This is a genomic window from Methanobacterium paludis (assembly GCF_000214725.1).
GTDB lineage: Archaea > Methanobacteriota > Methanobacteria > Methanobacteriales > Methanobacteriaceae > Methanobacterium_C > Methanobacterium_C paludis.
In genome coordinates this window covers 594,506-612,137 of record NC_015574.1, presented here as the reverse complement: position 1 = coordinate 612,137, position 17,632 = coordinate 594,506, and the positions used below count along the sequence as shown (strand labels likewise).

General features: G+C 34.4%; 12 protein-coding genes. 5 read left to right on the top strand and 7 right to left on the bottom strand.

The features are described 5' to 3' along the window. Positions 1 to 543 precede the first annotated feature (543 nt). The 3 genes from MSWAN_RS02825 (at position 544) to MSWAN_RS02815 (ending at position 4,487) form a co-directional block, all read left to right on the top strand. Positions 544 to 1,098 carry a TATA-box-binding protein gene (locus MSWAN_RS02825; protein WP_013825105.1) on the top strand — a complete coding sequence of 185 codons (555 nt, stop codon included), beginning with the start codon at positions 544 to 546 and terminating at the stop codon, positions 1,096 to 1,098. Between the two features lie 34 nt (positions 1,099 to 1,132). Beyond that, a complete protein-coding gene (gene serB / locus MSWAN_RS02820) occupies positions 1,133 to 2,800 on the top strand; it encodes a phosphoserine phosphatase SerB (RefSeq protein WP_013825104.1) in 1,668 nt (555 codons plus the stop codon). 289 nt (positions 2,801 to 3,089) lie between these two features. Beyond that, complete coding sequence (locus tag MSWAN_RS02815) at positions 3,090 to 4,487, top strand: MFS transporter (protein WP_013825103.1); 1,398 nt, start codon at positions 3,090 to 3,092, stop codon at positions 4,485 to 4,487. A gap of 243 nt (positions 4,488 to 4,730) precedes the next feature. Here MSWAN_RS02815 and MSWAN_RS02810 read toward each other — a convergent pair whose 3' ends face one another. The 4 genes from MSWAN_RS02810 to MSWAN_RS02795 are packed head-to-tail and all read right to left on the bottom strand — an operon-like array spanning position 4,731 to position 11,164. Continuing rightward, complete coding sequence (locus tag MSWAN_RS02810) at positions 4,731 to 7,433, bottom strand: AAA family ATPase (RefSeq protein ID WP_013825102.1); 2,703 nt, start codon at positions 7,431 to 7,433, stop codon at positions 4,731 to 4,733. Further along, positions 7,423 to 8,568 (bottom strand): metallophosphoesterase family protein, encoded by a 1,146-nt coding sequence (locus MSWAN_RS02805; RefSeq protein ID WP_013825101.1) that lies wholly within the window; start codon positions 8,566 to 8,568, stop codon positions 7,423 to 7,425. The genes MSWAN_RS02810 and MSWAN_RS02805 overlap by 11 nt, the downstream gene beginning before the upstream one ends. After that, positions 8,568 to 10,112: a helicase HerA-like domain-containing protein gene (locus MSWAN_RS02800; protein ID WP_013825100.1), complete on the bottom strand. Its 1,545-nt coding sequence runs from the start codon at positions 10,110 to 10,112 to the stop codon at positions 8,568 to 8,570. Before MSWAN_RS02800 ends, MSWAN_RS02805 begins: the two co-directional genes overlap by 1 nt. Next, complete coding sequence (locus MSWAN_RS02795) at positions 10,109 to 11,164, bottom strand: DNA double-strand break repair nuclease NurA (protein ID WP_013825099.1); 1,056 nt, start codon at positions 11,162 to 11,164, stop codon at positions 10,109 to 10,111. The genes MSWAN_RS02800 and MSWAN_RS02795 overlap by 4 nt, the downstream gene beginning before the upstream one ends. A gap of 167 nt (positions 11,165 to 11,331) precedes the next feature. Between MSWAN_RS02795 and MSWAN_RS02790 the strand changes: the two genes are divergently transcribed. Then, positions 11,332 to 11,802, top strand: coding sequence for a hypothetical protein (locus MSWAN_RS02790; protein WP_013825098.1), 471 nt, complete (start codon positions 11,332 to 11,334; stop codon positions 11,800 to 11,802). Between the two features lie 182 nt (positions 11,803 to 11,984). On the opposite strand, the gene MSWAN_RS02785 is transcribed toward MSWAN_RS02790, so the two are convergent. Both MSWAN_RS02785 and MSWAN_RS02780 read right to left on the bottom strand, forming a co-directional pair. Next, positions 11,985 to 12,485: a thermonuclease family protein gene (locus tag MSWAN_RS02785; protein ID WP_013825097.1), complete on the bottom strand. Its 501-nt coding sequence runs from the start codon at positions 12,483 to 12,485 to the stop codon at positions 11,985 to 11,987. A gap of 460 nt (positions 12,486 to 12,945) precedes the next feature. After that, positions 12,946 to 14,934 (bottom strand): FUSC family protein, encoded by a 1,989-nt coding sequence (locus MSWAN_RS02780; RefSeq protein ID WP_013825096.1) that lies wholly within the window; start codon positions 14,932 to 14,934, stop codon positions 12,946 to 12,948. A 450-nt stretch (positions 14,935 to 15,384) separates the two neighbouring features. Here MSWAN_RS02780 and galE point away from each other — a divergent pair, with 450 nt between their 5' ends. After that, entirely contained in the window at positions 15,385 to 16,350 is a 966-nt protein-coding gene (gene galE, locus MSWAN_RS02775) for a UDP-glucose 4-epimerase GalE (protein WP_013825095.1), read from the top strand. A 383-nt stretch (positions 16,351 to 16,733) separates the two neighbouring features. Here the strand turns inward: galE and galU are convergent, their stop codons facing one another. Continuing rightward, entirely contained in the window at positions 16,734 to 17,585 is an 852-nt protein-coding gene (galU, locus tag MSWAN_RS02770) for a UTP--glucose-1-phosphate uridylyltransferase GalU (protein ID WP_013825094.1), read from the bottom strand. Positions 17,586 to 17,632 lie beyond the last annotated feature (47 nt).

The window sequence follows — 17,632 nt, the reverse complement described above, 5'->3', positions numbered from 1 at the left end:
AATATAATAACTGACGCCTTTTTTTATATCCAAAATCAGTTAAAAATAAAATATTCACAAAAAATCATTTAAAAAAAAGTCAGTTAGTTTTATATTTAAAAGTTTTAGCTCTTCAGATACAATTTCATTATTCATGTATTATATCAAACGTTTCATTCTTAGAAGGTTTGTATAACCATATATGGCGTTTAAAAATCATGAAAAATTAAGTTTATTCTGATCCCATTTTTATCTTCAGTCAATTCAAATGGATCTTGTTTGTTGCTTTGCAGTAATCTGATAATTTATGAATATTTCTTTGTGTTTTTGGTTTGATGTTCCAATTTTGTAGAAATTCTTTTATAAGGGGGTCATCAATAATAATCATATTAAATATTTTTTGAAGGTTTCTATTTAAAGATCTATTTAAAAGAGTTATATTTACATTTAAACAAGACATTTTTATAAAGATTTTATAATTTAAATAATAAGTAACAATTTATAGAATATATATAAACTACATTTAATATTTAATAATGATTAAATGATCTGGAGGAACATGAAATGACCGATGTAACTGATGTAAAAATCAAAGTTGAAAACATTGTGGCTTCCGCAACGCTCGGTAAATCCTTGGAACTTCCCAAGGTTGCACCCGCGCTTGAGGGAGTAGAATACAATGTTGAACAATTTCCCGGCCTGGTTTACAAACTTAAAGAACCTAAAACAGCCGCATTAATATTTGGATCTGGAAAACTCGTTTGTACAGGTGCAAAATCAATAGAAAATTCAATAAAGGCTATACACATAGCTGTGGACAAGATGAGAAGTCTTGACCCCGACATACCACACGAATTTGAGATAAAAATACAGAACATAGTTGCCTCAGCAAACCTTATGAGCACTCTTAATCTCGAGGCAGTTGCTATGGACCTGGAAAACACAGAATACGAACCTGAACAGTTCCCCGGACTAGTTTACAGACTTGGTGAACCAAAAGTTGTTCTACTTTTATTCGGTTCAGGAAAAGTAGTATGTACTGGCGCAAAAAGTAAAGAAGACGCTCAACTTGGTGTGGAAAAAACCAAAGAAAGACTAATTGAACTGGATTTGATATAATTTCATTTTTTAACTTGATTAACTCGGTGATCTTTTGATTAAACTCATAGCATTTGATCTTGATAACGTTCTTATAGATGGCGAAGCCATCGATGAAATAGGCAAACTGATGGGCGTTGAAGCTAAAATATCAGAAATAACAAAAAAGGCAATGGAAGGGGACCTTGATTTTGAAACAGCCCTTAAAGAAAGAATAACTCTGCTTAAAGGAGCTTCGGTTGACGAAATTAAAGAAGCTGTTTATAAAATACCTTTAATGGAAGGAGCCAGCGAAACTATCGCAGAACTCAAAAAGAGAGGGTATAAAATTGCAGTTATAACCGGCAGCTTTGAAATCATTGCAGACCGCATGAAAAACGAGCTGAATATGGATTACGCATTTTCAAACGTTCTCCATGAGGAAGATGGGAAATTAACAGGAGAAGTTTCAGGCCCACTTGTAACCGGTTCAAAAGCTGACGTTCTAAAAGAGATTTTAGAAATGGAAAAAATATCTGCAGAAGAGGCAGCAGCTGTTGGCGACGGTGCAAATGATATCTCAATGCTCCAGGAAGCTGGCATGGGTATAGCATTTGATGCAAAACCAGTTGTAAAAGAAATTGCAGATGTTGTTGTGGAAAAAAGGGATTTAAAAGAATTATTAACTGTTTTTAAAGCTGAAGAAGATAAAGTTGAAGAGACAGTTGAAACCAGCCCTGAAGAAACAACAGAAAGTACCGAACTAGCCGAAACAGAAAGTACCGAACTAGCCGAAACTAAAAGTACTGAACTAGCTGAAACTAAAAGTACTGAACTAGCTGAAACTAAAAGTACTGAACTAGCTAAAACTGAAAAGGAAACTGAAGAACCTAAATCTCATGAGAAATCTCCTTATGCTGGAAAAAACTTTAAAGAACTACTTAAAGATAAAAAAGAACTTGAAAAGAAACTCAAAGAGTTCACAAAAGAAAGAGATGAACTTAATGAGAAAGCAAGGGAACATAAACATCTAAGAGACGATCTAAACAACAGCATAAAAGAAAATCTGGACAAAGCCCTCAAATACAGAGACGAACGTGACCAAATTAACAAAGAAGTTAAGAAATACAAAAAACTGAGGGACGAGACCAACCAGAAACTTAAAAAGATGGAATGGGCCTCTGGAAGAAGAGAAATACTTCAAGCTCAAAATGAGATTGAAAAACTTGAGAAAACAATAGAAACCAAAGTTCTTGACATGAAAAAAGAGAATGAACTTGTAAAAAAAGCCACAGATCTTAGGAAAGAACTCAAAGGTATGCATGAGGATGAAGAAACTCGAACTGAAGCTCAGGAACTTAGGACGGCATCAGAAGAACATCATGCAAAAGTTGTGGAACTCTCAGACAAAGCTCAGGAAACCCATGAAAATATGATTGAATATTTCAGAAGAATCGATGAAATAAGGGTTAAAGCAGATGATGCTCACAATGAATTCATGGAAACCCGCCAAAAAGCTTCTGAAAAACATGAATCTGTGAAAGCCATTTTCAGTGAAATAAAAAAGGTAAACAAAGCTCTTGACAAAACAAAGTCAAAAGAACGAAACACAGAACATGAAGCCAGTAAAAAGAAAAACATGGCAGAAAAAGAGATTGCACAGGATCTATTCGAAAAGTTCAAGAAAGGTAAAAAACTTTCAACAGATGAACTTAGATTACTCCAGAAGCACAACATCGTTTGATTCTAAAAAATCAAACAAATTCTCTTTTTTATTTTAATTCATCTATATTACGGCTTATTTCTTTATATCTTGGATTTAACTCGTTTATATTCTGATTTTATATTATTTTTTTTAATCAAATTGAACTCTTGATCAAAAATAATTCTCAATCTACGTGATCATTGCTAATTTTTCTTAATATTACTATTCAAAATATTACTCCTATTGAAATAGAGTTTTAGGATTATTAACTTATTTAAAGTATATAAACAAATTATTGTTATTGAAATAAATCGGAGGAGAAAAGTTCATGGTAAATGGAGAGTCCAGTGTCAATAATAACTCAACCAGGATTGCAGCTTTAATCATTGCAACCCTTGCTAATTTTTTAACACCATTCATGAGTTCTGCAATCAATATAGCAGTCCCTGCAATAGGTGCGGAATTTGCTGCAAATGCCATTATCCTGAGCTGGATCCCAACATCCTTTTTACTGGCTGCAGCCATGTTTGCAGTTCCATTCGGCAGAATAGCTGATATACACGGTATGAAGAAAATTTTCAACTACGGTGTTATAATATTCACAGTTGCGTCACTTCTATCTGCCCTGGCACCATCCGTGGTTGCACTTCTGCTATTCCGTATTTTACAGGGTATTGGTGGTGCAATGATCTTTGTTACAGGTCTTGCAATCATAACATCTGCATTCCCTCCTCAAGAAAGGGGAAAAGCCATAGGAATAAACCTGGCAAGCGTTTACATAGGCCTCTCACTTGGACCTGTTCTTGGTGGAATTATGACCCAGTACTTTGGATGGAGAAGTCTTTTCTACTCCATGATACCACTTGGAGTTTTGATAATCGTTATCAGCGTCTGGAAACTTAAAGATGAATGGGCAGTTTGTAAAGGAGAAAAATTCGACTTCAAAGGGTCCATACTATACAGCATAGCCCTTGTGATGTTGATGTACGGATTTTCAATCCTGTCAAGCACTTTAGGAGTTATCATGCTGGTTTTAGGAATCTTAGGCCTTGTAGGATTTGTGATATGTGAATTACGTGTGGAAAGTCCTGTTTTAAATATTAAACTCTTCAAAAATACCACCTTTGCATTTTCAAACCTTGCAGCCCTTATAAATTACAGTGCAACCTTTGCAGTTGTGTTCCTTTTGAGCCTGTACCTGCAGTACATCAAAGGGTTCCCGGCAGATTATGCTGGTTTAATATTGATAGTTCAGCCTGTGTTAATGGCTGTGCTATCCCCATTTGCAGGCAGACTTTCAGACAAGTTTGAAGCACAGATAATTGCATCTGCAGGAATGGGCCTCTGTACCATTGGTCTTGCATTTTTTGCATTTATCGATGCAAACACAAGCATAACCTTCATAATGATTGGACTTTCCATACTGGGAATTGGATTTGCATTCTTTTCATCTCCCAACACCAGTGCTATCATGGGTTCTGTTCAAAAGAAGTTTTATGGTGTTGCATCGGCAATGGTAAGCACCATGAGACTTGTAGGTCAGATGTTGAGCATGGGAGTTGCACTTATGGCTTTTTCACTCTTCATTGGACAGGTTCAGATCACACCAGCCCAGTACCCTGGTTTGCTCCACAGCATACACGTGGTCTTCATCATCTGTACAGTTATGTGCCTTGTGGGTATATTCGCATCCCTTGCAAGGGGTAAAACCCACAATAATGGTTGAATGGAATTTATTTTATTCGTAAGACATTCATTCATAACAGTTCATTGTACAGAAATTTTCTACAAAAATAAAGTTCTTTATTTTTTTTCTTAAAAATAATAAACAAATACAAACGGAACATAGAAGTTTAAGGAAAAATAAGACTTAAAGATTAAAATAAGAGGTTAATGGATTGAATAATTAAAAAAGAACTAAAAGGACTACATTTAAATAAAAATAAAAGAATAAAAAGTAGAAATAAGTTTAAGATTCCAAAATGAAAGATTCTCCTTTCTCTTTTTTAACCCTTAAAATAGTGTCTGCAGCTTCTTCAAGGTCCGAATCATGGGTTACAATTATCATCTGCGGTATTATAGACATTCTTTTTAGAAGATCTATTAATTCCTGGCGTCTGTAGGAATCAAGGTGTATGGTGGGCTCATCTAACATTACCAGTTCTAGGTTTCCCCCGGATAAAGCCTGAGTTATTCCCAGCCTTAAAGCCAGTGCAACAGCTATCCTTTCACCTCCGCTTATCATATCAAGACTGTTTTTTCCTGCAGGGCCGTAAACAGTTACATCGTAATCTTCATCCAGTTTTATGTCCGAGTATTCGAAGTTGAACTTTTCAAAGAATTCTCTTGTGTTCTGCTCTATAAGTGGCCTTGAAATGTTTCTTAAATCTCTTTGCACCCCATCTTTACCATAAAGGTCTCGGATATGGTTTAAAAGTTTTATGAAATCCTTGAGGTTTCTGAGTTCCCCCTTGTATTTACCGTAAACTTCTACTTCAGATTCAAGCTCCTTAATCCTATCCAAAATCCCACTTTCTTTCCCAATGAGCTCCTTTTTTTGTCCGATTAAATCTGTTAATTCTTGACTTTTATTGTACAGATTCATTTGCAGACTGGAATGAATATCCTCGTTGTATCCAATGGATTCCAGTTCATTGTCTAACTTCACAGTTTCTTCCTTAATACCAGTTATATCCTTGTCTAAAAGATCTAACTTTTCTATGAGCGAATTTTTCTGGCTGATCTCTCCTGAAAGATGATTGTATTCACTTTTCAGATTTTCAAGCTCCAAAATCTTAGATTCAAGATTTTTTAAATTGGTTCCTGATTTTTCAGTCAGCTGGTGAACATTCACATTCAAAGACATGATTTCGGTTTGTATCTTCTTCAAATCTTCATTTTTTGAATTATAGTCCCCAAGGGATTCCAGGGAACCTTTGACACTTATGTAACTTTCATATTTACCTTTAATTTCATTTTGATTTGTTTTTTTCTCCTTGAGGAGAGAATCTATCTCATTGAGCTTTGAAACTTTAGGTTCGAGACCTTCTAAATCTGAACTTATACTTTCCAGTTCCTTTTGGCTCTGTTCCAATGTCTTAATGCGCTCTTTTAAGATGTCAACGTTTATATTCTGTATCTCCGCAAACTTTGACGTTAACACATGCTTCTGTGATTTAAGCCCTTTTAACTCATGATCTAACTGAAATATCCTATCTTTATTACTTTTTATCTCGCAATCATATCCTTCAATCAGCTCATCTCTTTTATCAGGACTTATGGTTGATTTACAAACAGGACACTTATCTTTAACATTTTCAAGCTCTTTTACGGGCTTTTCAAGGTTTTTGTTGTGAGTTTTAAGGTTTGATATCTCCTGCTGAACACCGTTTATCTTGCTACGGATCTCCTCCACTTTAGCTTCTGTTGAAGGTTTGATTGATTTTATGTGATTTTCAAGTTCCTCAACACGACTGAAATCTGTTCTTAAAACTTTATTTGCAGCTTTAAGGCCCTTAACTATTTTTTCTGTGGATCCCTGAATCTTATCCTGGACCTGAGACTTTTGAGATGTGCACTGTTCCATCAATGTCCTGCTGCCCTCAAATTTTAGTCTTTCATCTTCTAAAAGTTTTATAGTATCTCCAATATCCAGATAATCCCTGTAGAACTTATGGTTTTCATCCAGAATACTTTTAAATTTTTGAATATCTTTTAAACCTTTTTGAATCCTTTTTTCATCTTCTTGAAGGTTTTTTAAGCTTCTTGATACATCTTTCAATTGATGGAGAATATCCAGACTTACGATTTTTGGTTTTATACTGAGTATTGCAGCTTCTTTATCCTTAATAGTTCTTATTTCATTATTAAGAACATTTTTATCATTTTCTGCCCGATTCAAAAGTTGTTTTTTGGATTCTATTGCAGATTTAATCCTTTTAAATTCAGATCTCTTCTCATCCAGAAGTTCTTTCTTTTCTTTCATTAATTCAAATTCAGGTCCCATTTTATCAATCTGAACGTTCAAAATCTGAATTTTAGATGAAATGTCATCCTTTTCAATTATCTTCGACTTAAGATTCTCCTTCAAACCGTCCATAGACTCCAGTCTACCAGTTATATTCTCCTTTTTAATTTCGTAGTTATTAATAAGGGGCAGCATGTTTTTCCATGTCTTTTCAAGCGATTCTATCCCTAACAGTTTTCCTATCATCTGTTTTTTTTCTGATGGGGCTTTGTCTATAAGGTCTGCTATTTCCCCCTGCCTCACATAAACAGCATTTAAAAACAGGTCACCATCCATGTCCAGCATGTTTTGAATTTCGTTTGTAACCTGTTTTTCGCCGGATAAAATTGTTTGAAAGTTGTTTCCCTCTTTTATCTTGAGTACAGATTTTGAGGATGATTTATCTCGTTCCCTTGAAACCAGGTAAGTTCTGCCGTTTGTTTGGAACTGGAGATCCACAACCATCTTCTTTTTTTGACCTATTTTAATAAGCTGTTCAATTTTCTTACCAGAATGCTGTTTAAAAAGTGCGAAACTCACAGCTTCAAGTATACTGGATTTTCCGGCCCCATTTTCTCCCATTATGACTGATATGCCCGTGCTAAAATCTATATGAGTGTCCCTGTGTGATTTGAAGTTTTTCATTGTCAGGCTTTCAATTATCATACAATCCCTCGTAAAAATCCTTTGTAATAGCTTCAGCCCGTTTAAAGTCCCCTTCAGACATCTCTTTTAGGAGTTCTGTTGCAAGTTCCGAAACTTTTTCGTTATTAAAATCTTTAAGACGCATTTCAAGTATATTTTTAATATCAAGGGCGTCCTTCCCCATTTCCAGAAGGTTCTGGTCACCTTCAAGTAGATCAGGCTGGTAGTTTGACCTTACAGATAGACAGGTACCGGAAAATGCACTGTTAATAGTTTCATACAACTCCGATCTACTCAGATTCCCCCCAGTTACAGTGAGCTGGAGTAAAGGCTTTTTTGGAAGGTCTTTGATACAGTTGTTTAGTTTTGATATTTCATCTTTAAGCTTGTGGTATTGGATGGTTTCTTTTATGAATTCTCTTGGAAGTTTAAGGTTGATTTTTTCAATTTCAGGTATCTCACCACCGATGTCAACAAGGTAAAATCCTTTACCATTCTTCTTATAACCTTCCATCTCGTTTGAGCGCCATATTTCAGTGGAACCTGGATACGCCAGTTTTCCATCACCAAAATCATCCACCACCCTTTCATGGATATGGCCGAATGCACAGTAGTTGAAACTTTTGGGAACATCACCAATCTTAAGCTCATACTCATAGGGTATGTAACGGTCTATACCCTGATGAAGAACCAGTATCCTTTTTTTGTATTCAATGGACGATTTTTCAATACTTTTAAGCCTTTCTATGAGATGTTTTGAGTTGTATTTGGAAGCATATGGTGCTCCACCTATGAAAACATCGTTTTCCAGATAGAATGGTTTTTTTGGACTTATAAGTTTCAAACCAAAGTCCCTGTACAAGATCTGTGGTGGCAGAGCGTTTTTCCTCATTATGATGTCGTGATTACCTGCTATTGCATAAATTGGGATCTTTTCTTCTTTTAACCTTAAAATATCCTTTTGTGCCGTTAGTAAAGCCTTTGTTGGAGGTCTTGAGTACTCAAATAGGTCACCAGAGTGTATAACAAAATCCGGCCTTTCCCTCACCACCTCATCAATTGCCTGGTCAAAAACTTCTAAAAAATCGTTTTCACGTTCCAAAAGCCCGTACTGTCTGTAACCGAGGTGTGTGTCAGATAGGTGTACAAACTGCATCAATAATCTCCCCCAAGATCCTCATACTCCTTTTTCTGCTCTTCAAGAATTTCTTTCTTATGTTTTAGGGATCTGGACCATTCCTCAACGATGTTGAGGTCTCCTCCAGATATCTTGCCCTTGAATTCATCTATCTTGACCAAGGTGGGTATCCTTGTCATCAGCCCCAATACAATTGCTTCTCCTATGTTGAGCGATGGCAGCTGTGATATTAGGTCGTCACTGAGGCTTTCACTGGCCCTCTGTACATGGCTCTGGTCTGTGGGCTCCACCAGTCTGAGGATTATCATGTTGTTTGCCTGTGAAAGAGCATCGGAATCCAGTGATTTTGGGCTCTGGCTGACCAAGCAAAGTCCAACTCCAAATTTACGGCCCTCCCTTGCTATCCTGCTTATCCAGTTTTTAGACTCCGTTTTTCTGTTTTGAGGGGCTAAAATATGGGCTTCCTCAATTATTGAAAATATTGGAAATGAAAGACCATCTTTAGTTCTTAAAAATTCTTTTCTACTACTTAAAACGTTTCGAAGAACGTGGCTTACAACAACATCTGATGCAAACTCGTCAACTGCACCCAGATCCAGTATGTTGGCTTTACCAATTTCAAGGTTGTCTATAATGTCCCTTGCTTCCATGTTCAGGATGTTCCCGTACATCTCATGCATGTGTTCTATCTTGTTTAAAACATCGGTTATGGATTTTCTGTCGGAAGCATTAACAGATGAATTTGATTTATCTTCAGATGAATCAGCGTCCACTTCTAAAATCCACGATTCAAGCTGGCTTAATATTAAAGCTATGAAATCTTTTCCCCTTGAACCTTTCATTAAAGTTTTTTTGGCCAATTTATAGGCTTTTCTAAAGTATCTCTCCTGGACGTAGGCGTTTGGTGGTATGTTGGACAGCTTTTTGATTTCAGAAAAAGAAAGGTAGAGGGGGTTGATCTCTGGCTTTATTATGTTAACCTTATCTTCACCAAACTCCGTGTTAACATACTCAGAATGCATGTCGCATATTAATACACTTCCATTAACTTTTAAAAGCCCATCTACAATGACCGAAACCGTGTTTGATTTTCCTGCACCGGTCATTGCTAAAACAGCCAAGTGTCGCGTCACCATTTTGTTTATGTCAACTTCTATTTCAACTTCTTCCTGTGTTATGAGGTTTCCAAGTTTCAAACCGTATTTATCAACATGAAATATCTCTTTTAGAACCTCGCAATCAGCTGTTTTTATTTCAGTTCCAGGAGGTGCTGGTGTCCGTGGAATTCTGAGATCGTTGTCTATGTCCCCAAGAATTCTGACCTTTCCTTTTACGTAATGGTCGTCTCCTTCAATTTCTCTTATCCTCTCAATGGTTTTGGGGTCGTAAATATCATCATTGATTGAAACACTGCCCCTAACAAGGGCTTCTATCATTCCCAGGACATTTTTATTATCATAATTTAATGAAACATATTCCCCAACTTTGGGCATTTCCTTGGAGACGAAGCTTACATAACCAAGTGTAGTCTCTCCTATACACCTTCCAATGACTTCTTTCATAGCATCTCCCTCCCACTCTTTTCTAAAAATCCAATTATCTTCGAAAGACGTTCAATATCTGTTTTTCGAATTACAACATCATTATGGGCTTTTTTCAACAAGTAAGGATAACCTTCTACGCTGTTACCCTTTATAACACTTAAAATATTTTTTATTTCGTCTTCGGTGGCTTTGTATGGCAGTTCAAATTTCAGGATGTTTTTATGGTCCTCCAAGCGAGCGTAAAATATTGTGAATGTTAAACTTCTGAAAAATCCATTGCAAACTGGAAAATCTCTTTTTACCCGTTTAGACACATTCAAATATTTTGGCTCGGAGTACCCTTCTTTTTTGAATTTATCAAATATTGCCATGTCTGGAATTTCACAATCAAAGTAATCGTTATTTGTCGAGGTTTTAGATATTGCCACTACCTTTTCCTTACGCATCAAAAGTTTGCTGATAATTAGGAGGCTTTCAAGATTTTCAAGATATATCATTGACTCAATCTTATTTTTAAAATCATTTTCCATCAGTTTGAAAAATTTAGATGAACATATTCCTGATTTTGAATGTTTCAATTCCTTTTCAAGCATTGGCAAATATTTAACTTTTATTTTTTCCTTTACCTGGTTTTGGAGTTCCTTTTGAAGGGGAAATGGCCTTATAAGGTTTCCTAAAATAGAGCCATCGAATAGCAACAAATCAACATCATGCTGTTCAAATGCCCTTAAAGCATTTTTAATCTCAAAAATACCCATATAACTCCTTAAACGATCCTCAACGTACCTGTGATGAGGTATTATGTTTACTTCAGAACTTTCAATCGTTTTAATCCCCTTGTTGTATACAAGGCATTCTGCATCGATGACATAGAATATAAAATCCAGAAATTTCTTTTTGTTGATGCTTCCATCACCTGCAGAAATGGTTACATCAATATCAGTTTCAGTTATAGGATAATTTCTCCAAGATATGGATGGATCAACATTTATATTTCCTAAAAAAATTTCTATACTTTCTTTTATGTTATCTTTATTTTCAAGAGTTTTTTCATAAAGAGAATCCAGCATATAACCCTTCCGCCTGTTTTAACCTGTAGTATATTCTTTTATTTAGAATTTCGCGAATTTTATTGTGATAAATCAATTCTTTAAGAATATTTCTTAATCATTATATTAAAAATTACTTAGAGCAATACTTGAAATTTTTATATAATCCAAAATCCAACTACTAATATATGATCCACATAACCAAAAAGGAAAACATTGTCTTAAACCAGATAAAATACTTTCAGGGTGAATATAAGGAAGGTGCACCCTACAATATCCTGAAATTAGATTTAGATCTCTCTGAAATGGAACTTAAAGATATTTTAAAGATTTTAGAAGACAAAAAGATAATATCAAACGTCAACGATCACATAAAACTGGAAAAATCCGATGATATAAACGTTGTAGAATCAAAAGCAGACGTTAGAAAAGAAGAATTAGATGATATGGAAGAGAAGGCTTTTGAGATAATTAAGAAGCTTGCAGGAGAATCAAAGCTTGTTTCAAGGTACTTTTTAGAGGGAAACATGTTATACGGTGATTTAAAGCTCAGTACCCAAAAAACTTACAAGCTCATTATCAGCCTTGAGAATAAGGGACTCATTAAGAGGGTTCAAAGGTCTGATGGGGAATATTATTCTCTGTTGAGTTCAAAATAGTCATGAATACTCATTAGATATTTTATTAAATTGCTTTATCAAATTTAACTTCATATCGAACTTTAATTCTTATTGGACTAATTCCCATTGAACTTTAATTCTTATTGGACTAATTCCCATTGAACTTTAATTCTTATTGGACTAATTCCCATTGAACTTAATTTCCTTTGATTTGGTGACTACTACAAATTACCTAGTCCCTTGGGAAATTCAGAAGGTGGTATGTACATGATCTCTGCATATCCCCGCTTTAAAAGCTCCTGGTTTATGTTCATGTTACCAGCATACACCACTGCAAGAACCCTGCCATACTTATCGTAGTGTTTTGCATCGTCTATATCAAGATAAACTGTTTTTCCAAGACACATACTTGTTACAAAATCTTTAGCTTCCTGGTATCCGGATTGACCTACCTCAGGCGTGTTAACTCCCACTAACCTTATTCTGCCCACGCTCTCAACATCGATTGTGTCCCCATCAACAACGTGAGGGCAGTATCCACTTGCCTCATAATGTCCTGGTTTTAAAGAACTATTTGAAGATCCAGTGCTATCGGACTGATTTTCATAGGTTTGATTTATTCGGGACCCGGAGCTGTTATCTGATGAATTTAAATCATTTATACAACCTGCAACAGAAACTACGCCAATGCATACCAGAATTAATAGAATTTTGAATTTCATTTAATTCATTCCTAATCTTAATGATTTAGTATGATCTTAATGATTTAGTATGGTAAATTCAAAAATAAATATTATTTGTATTTACATGTCTTTATAATGGATTTTTATTCAACTATTTCCAAAATCTTCATGTAGAAGATCATCTAAAAATCCAACATTTCATGAGAACACTTTACTTTCATTTCCAAGCTTATGGATTAATTTCCCCAATAAAGAATTTTGGAGAAACATCTTAGAATTACCAACTATAATCAGTTTCATTCTGGCTCTATATAGTTAAAGAGTTAATTTATTAAACTTGTTAAACTAATAATTTCAATTAACATATTCTTTAGTCGGATTAACTTGCTTCAGGTTTATTCAAAGAGATAGTGTAAAACTTTTTGGGTACTTAACTATAATTACATTTACACTTCACAAGGGGCATAATCGACCAATTATTTGATAAAATTAAATTTATTTAATTTATATTTTTGTATTTATTTAATGCTCCCGTTTCTACTGCTTTTTTGATACAATAATGTATGAGATAAATATCTGAAACTATCCATGCAAAATATTGTTTAATTTCTTCATGTTCTTGAAGAGTTTCAGAAAGTATCTTACTATAAATATGCATATCTGGTAGTTCTTCAGGTATCTCATCTTTCTCAATTGCAATTACTAATATGTCAAGAATTTTAGAACTTAAATCTGTAAGAGGAGAGAAATCCAGTTTAGAAATCTCATGTTCATAACCTACAATTGCTGAAATATCCTCAGTAAGATTGTAACATGCACTAGATATTTCTTCATAAATTTTAAGATCCTTGGAAACATCTTTAAATGAATCTTGAATCTTTTTTAATGATGATTCAAGGTTATTGTATTCTAATAATGTTGTTTCAAGCTTTGAAGTTGCGGCTTTAACATCATAATTTCCAGATAATACAAGCACGGAATAATCTTGATTTACTTTTAAAACATTAGAAACCTGATTAGGTAAGTTTATCCTCAATCTCTTTGGCATTACACCATAAACAAGCATAATAGATACAATTGCACCAATACAAATATCTATTATCCTAGCAGTAGCATTATTAATCACTTCACCTGTCGGCCAAACAAAAACTGTAAAAACACTTACTGCCATGATCGAAAGGCCAATATATGTGGGTAAAAATGCTCTGAAGAAAAAAAGTGCTACTAATGCAAATATCAAGAGCATATAATGTGGAAAAATGAATGCTAAAATTATGGCTAATATGACTGCGAAGAGATTGAAAGAAACCCTAGTAATCATATTATTCCACGTGCTTGTAACATCAGGTTTGAGCACTATTAGGACACCCATAGCAATCCAAGCGGGATCTCTTGAATGGTCAATAAACACAAAACTGAGTGTTATTACCATTGCAATTGTAAATCTTAATGCATGACGTATGTATAATGAATCCAGATTAAATCTAGATTTTATCACCTGTTTAAATGACATCTTATTTAGAAGGGTGATTTTTATAGTTTCCTCTTCATTTTGAGTTATAGGTCCTGAAAGTATCCGATTTGAATCTTCAAAAAGCTTTATAAAAGTATCTGTTAAAAATTTAACAGATTCAACACCTTTTTCATCCATATATAAATTTAAATCTTTTAAATTTGATTTAATATTTTTAAGACTAACTTCTCCTTTTTTATTTGCTATATGATCTGCAATAGTGAAACTTACAGAATTCGATTCATTAATAAAATTCTCAAATAAAACCGCTACTTTACCTGTAAGTCTTGACTGAACTGTTCTCCCATAATTTCGAAGCCCTGTCAAATATAATCCATAATCGAACAAGTCATGATATGATTTCTTAATAAGAACTCCAGCCAGATTCCGTCTTGCTGAACTCATTTTGTTTATTGAAGTATTGGGATTAAACCCTGATGCAACCATTTTCCTTTTATAAGTATCTCTCTGAGTAAATTTCCATACAAGAAGTATTGAAGCTACAAGATAAGCAAATAAACAATAAAGAATCAAATCAAAAACATTTGTACTAGTTCTTATAAGGACTGTTGCTGTATAATACGAAACAAAAAGCAGATAACCAAATATTCCCTCGGCTTTTCCAAATATGTATAGTGAAAATGGGAAAAAAGACCATATTATAGTCAGAAATATGAAAAATGGTAATCCATATGTATGTGCTACCGAAGCACTAATAAATGCTAGTGACATTAAAAGAAACCCAATAACTGAAAAAGTCACGGCCTTTCGGAATGGAATTGATTGATCCATTATAACAGATGCAAATAACACTACCATAAAAATAATTTCTATGCCCTGCCTTAAACCAATAAAATAAGCTATAATAACGCTTAAAATTGCTAAACCTACCGCTCTAAAAGCATGACTCCACAAAGGTTTTCCTGTAGGTTTCGAAAGCCTTTTAAATCTGCTAATGACTCCTTTCCTTTCCAAACCATCACATCCTTTCCAATTTTCTTTAGATTATAATCATTCTTATCCTTGAATCGGTGCAAAACTTTGGCCATCTATCTAATTGAGATTTGAATTGATTTAACACACAAACATATTTGAACATTAAGATAATCTACAGGGATCTATGAATATTATGGCGTCATCAAATAATATAATTATTTATTATCAAATTAATATGTGGGGCAATTATAGTTTAATACGTATTAAAATTAGTAAGAAAATAAGTTAGTTATTTAAATATCACAAAACCAAATTCAGTATCTGTTTTTAACATCTCATTAACAAAAAAGGATTTTTTTTAATGAAAAAATGAGATTGTAATGTAAAGTTGTCAAAATAGAATTTTCATGGTTTAATCCGGACTTTAATATTGGATTAAAATTATAAAACAATTAAATTCAAACTACAATTATTAGGAGTGATAAAGACATGATTCTTATAGTAGGCGGTGCAGGTTACATAGGCTCGCACATCAATAAAGAACTCAACAAAAGAGGATATGAAACTGTTGTTTTTGATAATTTAAGTTACGGACATGAAGATTTCGTGAAATGGGGAAACTTTGAACAGGGAGACCTTGGAAACATAGATGACCTATGGCAGGTATTCAGAAAATACCCTATAGATGCTGTTATGCACTTTGCAGCCTTCACCTACGTGGGAGAATCTGTTGAAAACCCGCAGAAATACTACCTGAACAACGTCAGAAACACATTGAATCTGCTTCAGGTGATGTTGGAGTTTGATGTGAAAAAATTTGTGTTCTCATCAACCTGTGCAACCTATGGAAATCCTGTAGAAATCCCAATAACTGAAAATCATCCGCAAAATCCAATAAATCCCTATGGAAAGGGGAAATTAATGGTTGAAACCGTTTTAGATGATTACAGTAGAGCATACGGATTCAAATATGCTGCACTTCGATATTTCAACGCTGCAGGGGCCGATCCTGAAGGTGAAATTGGGGAAATGCACGAGCCTGAGACCCATTTAATACCGTTGATACTGGATGCTGCATCTGGCAAAAGGGAAGATATAAAAATATTTGGAACAGATTACGACACTCCTGATGGCACATGCATCCGTGATTACATCCACGTCACAGACCTGGCAGATGCCCATATAAAAGCCCTTGAATACCTTAAAAATGGTGGAAAGAGTGACTTTTTCAACCTTGGAAATGGTAACGGATTTTCTGTAAAAGAGGTTATAGAAACTGCCCATGAAATCACAGGTAAAAATATAAAAGCAGTTGAAGATGATAGAAGGCCTGGAGATCCTCCTGTTCTTGTGGGAAGCTCAGATAAAGCCCGTAAAATATTAAAATGGGAACCAAAATATGCTGATCTGTCCAAGATCATAGAAACTGCCTGGAACTGGCATAAAAAGTTGTAAGAGTTTTGTTTATTAAATTTTAGTAGGTTAAATTCTACTTATTCTTTTTATTTTAAATTAATTCTATTCAATTTATCATCTCAAATTATCTTTATCAATTTATCCATTGAATCAATTTACCAATCTCAAAAAACTTTATTTAGTCAATTTTGGTTATTTTCATGTTATCCTAATTTATTTCATAATTTCATGAAAAAGATAGTATCATAAAAATCTCTATTTCATGAAAAATGACCTTATTAATCTTTAAAAATAGATTTAAAATGAATAAAATTAATCCTAAAAGAAATTTGGATAACAGGTTCAACCCTGTAAATAATAGGTTCAACTTGTAGAATAGGCTCAACCTGTAAAACATACTCAACTTAATATAAAAAAAAGATTTAAGGTTTTTTAAGGATTTCTGCGAGATATTTCCTTAAATCATCCTTTACATCATCGTGTTTAAGTGCCATCTCAATGGAACTTTTAAGCCATTCCACTGTGTTTCCTATGTCATAGATCGTCCCGTCAAATACATGGCCGTAAACCTCATCAAGGGACCTCATGGCGTCTGTAAGTTGAATTTCGCCCCCAACTCCAGGAGTAAGGTTTTCAATGTGGTCGAATATCTCAGGAACCAGTATGTAACGACCGGTAATTCCCAGATTTGAAGGTGCCTCATGTAGTTTTGGTTTTTCAACAAGGTCTTCTATCCTGTAAAGAGAATCCTCTACTTCATTTCCTTTTATTATTCCATATCTTTCAACTTTCTCATCAGGAAGCCTTTCTATGGCTATTGTGGATGAGTTATATTTATCAAAGATGTTCATGAGCTGCTTTGTACAGGGAACATTTGACTGAGTTATGGTATCTCCAAGGAGAACTGCAAATGGATCACCGTCTATGTGTTTTTTGGCACATAAAATAGCATCTCCAAGTCCTTTCTGTTTTTTCTGGCGTACATAATAGATGTCTGCCATTTCAGATATTGCCTCTATTTCCTCGAGGTTATCAATTTTCCCGCAGTTTTTGAGGAAGTATTCCAGTTCAAATGACCTGTCAAAGTGGTCTTCTATTGATCTTTTTCCCTTACCTGTTATTATGAGGATATCATCAATTCCAGAGGCAACTGCCTCCTCAACAACGTATTGTATGGTTGGCTTGTTAAAAACTGGAAGCATTTCTTTTGGTTGTGCTTTTGTAGCTGGTAAAAATCTTGTTCCAAGTCCTGCAGCTGGTATTATGGCTTTCATGTATTCACCTACGTAAATCCATTCTTTATAATTTATCAATTAGTTTG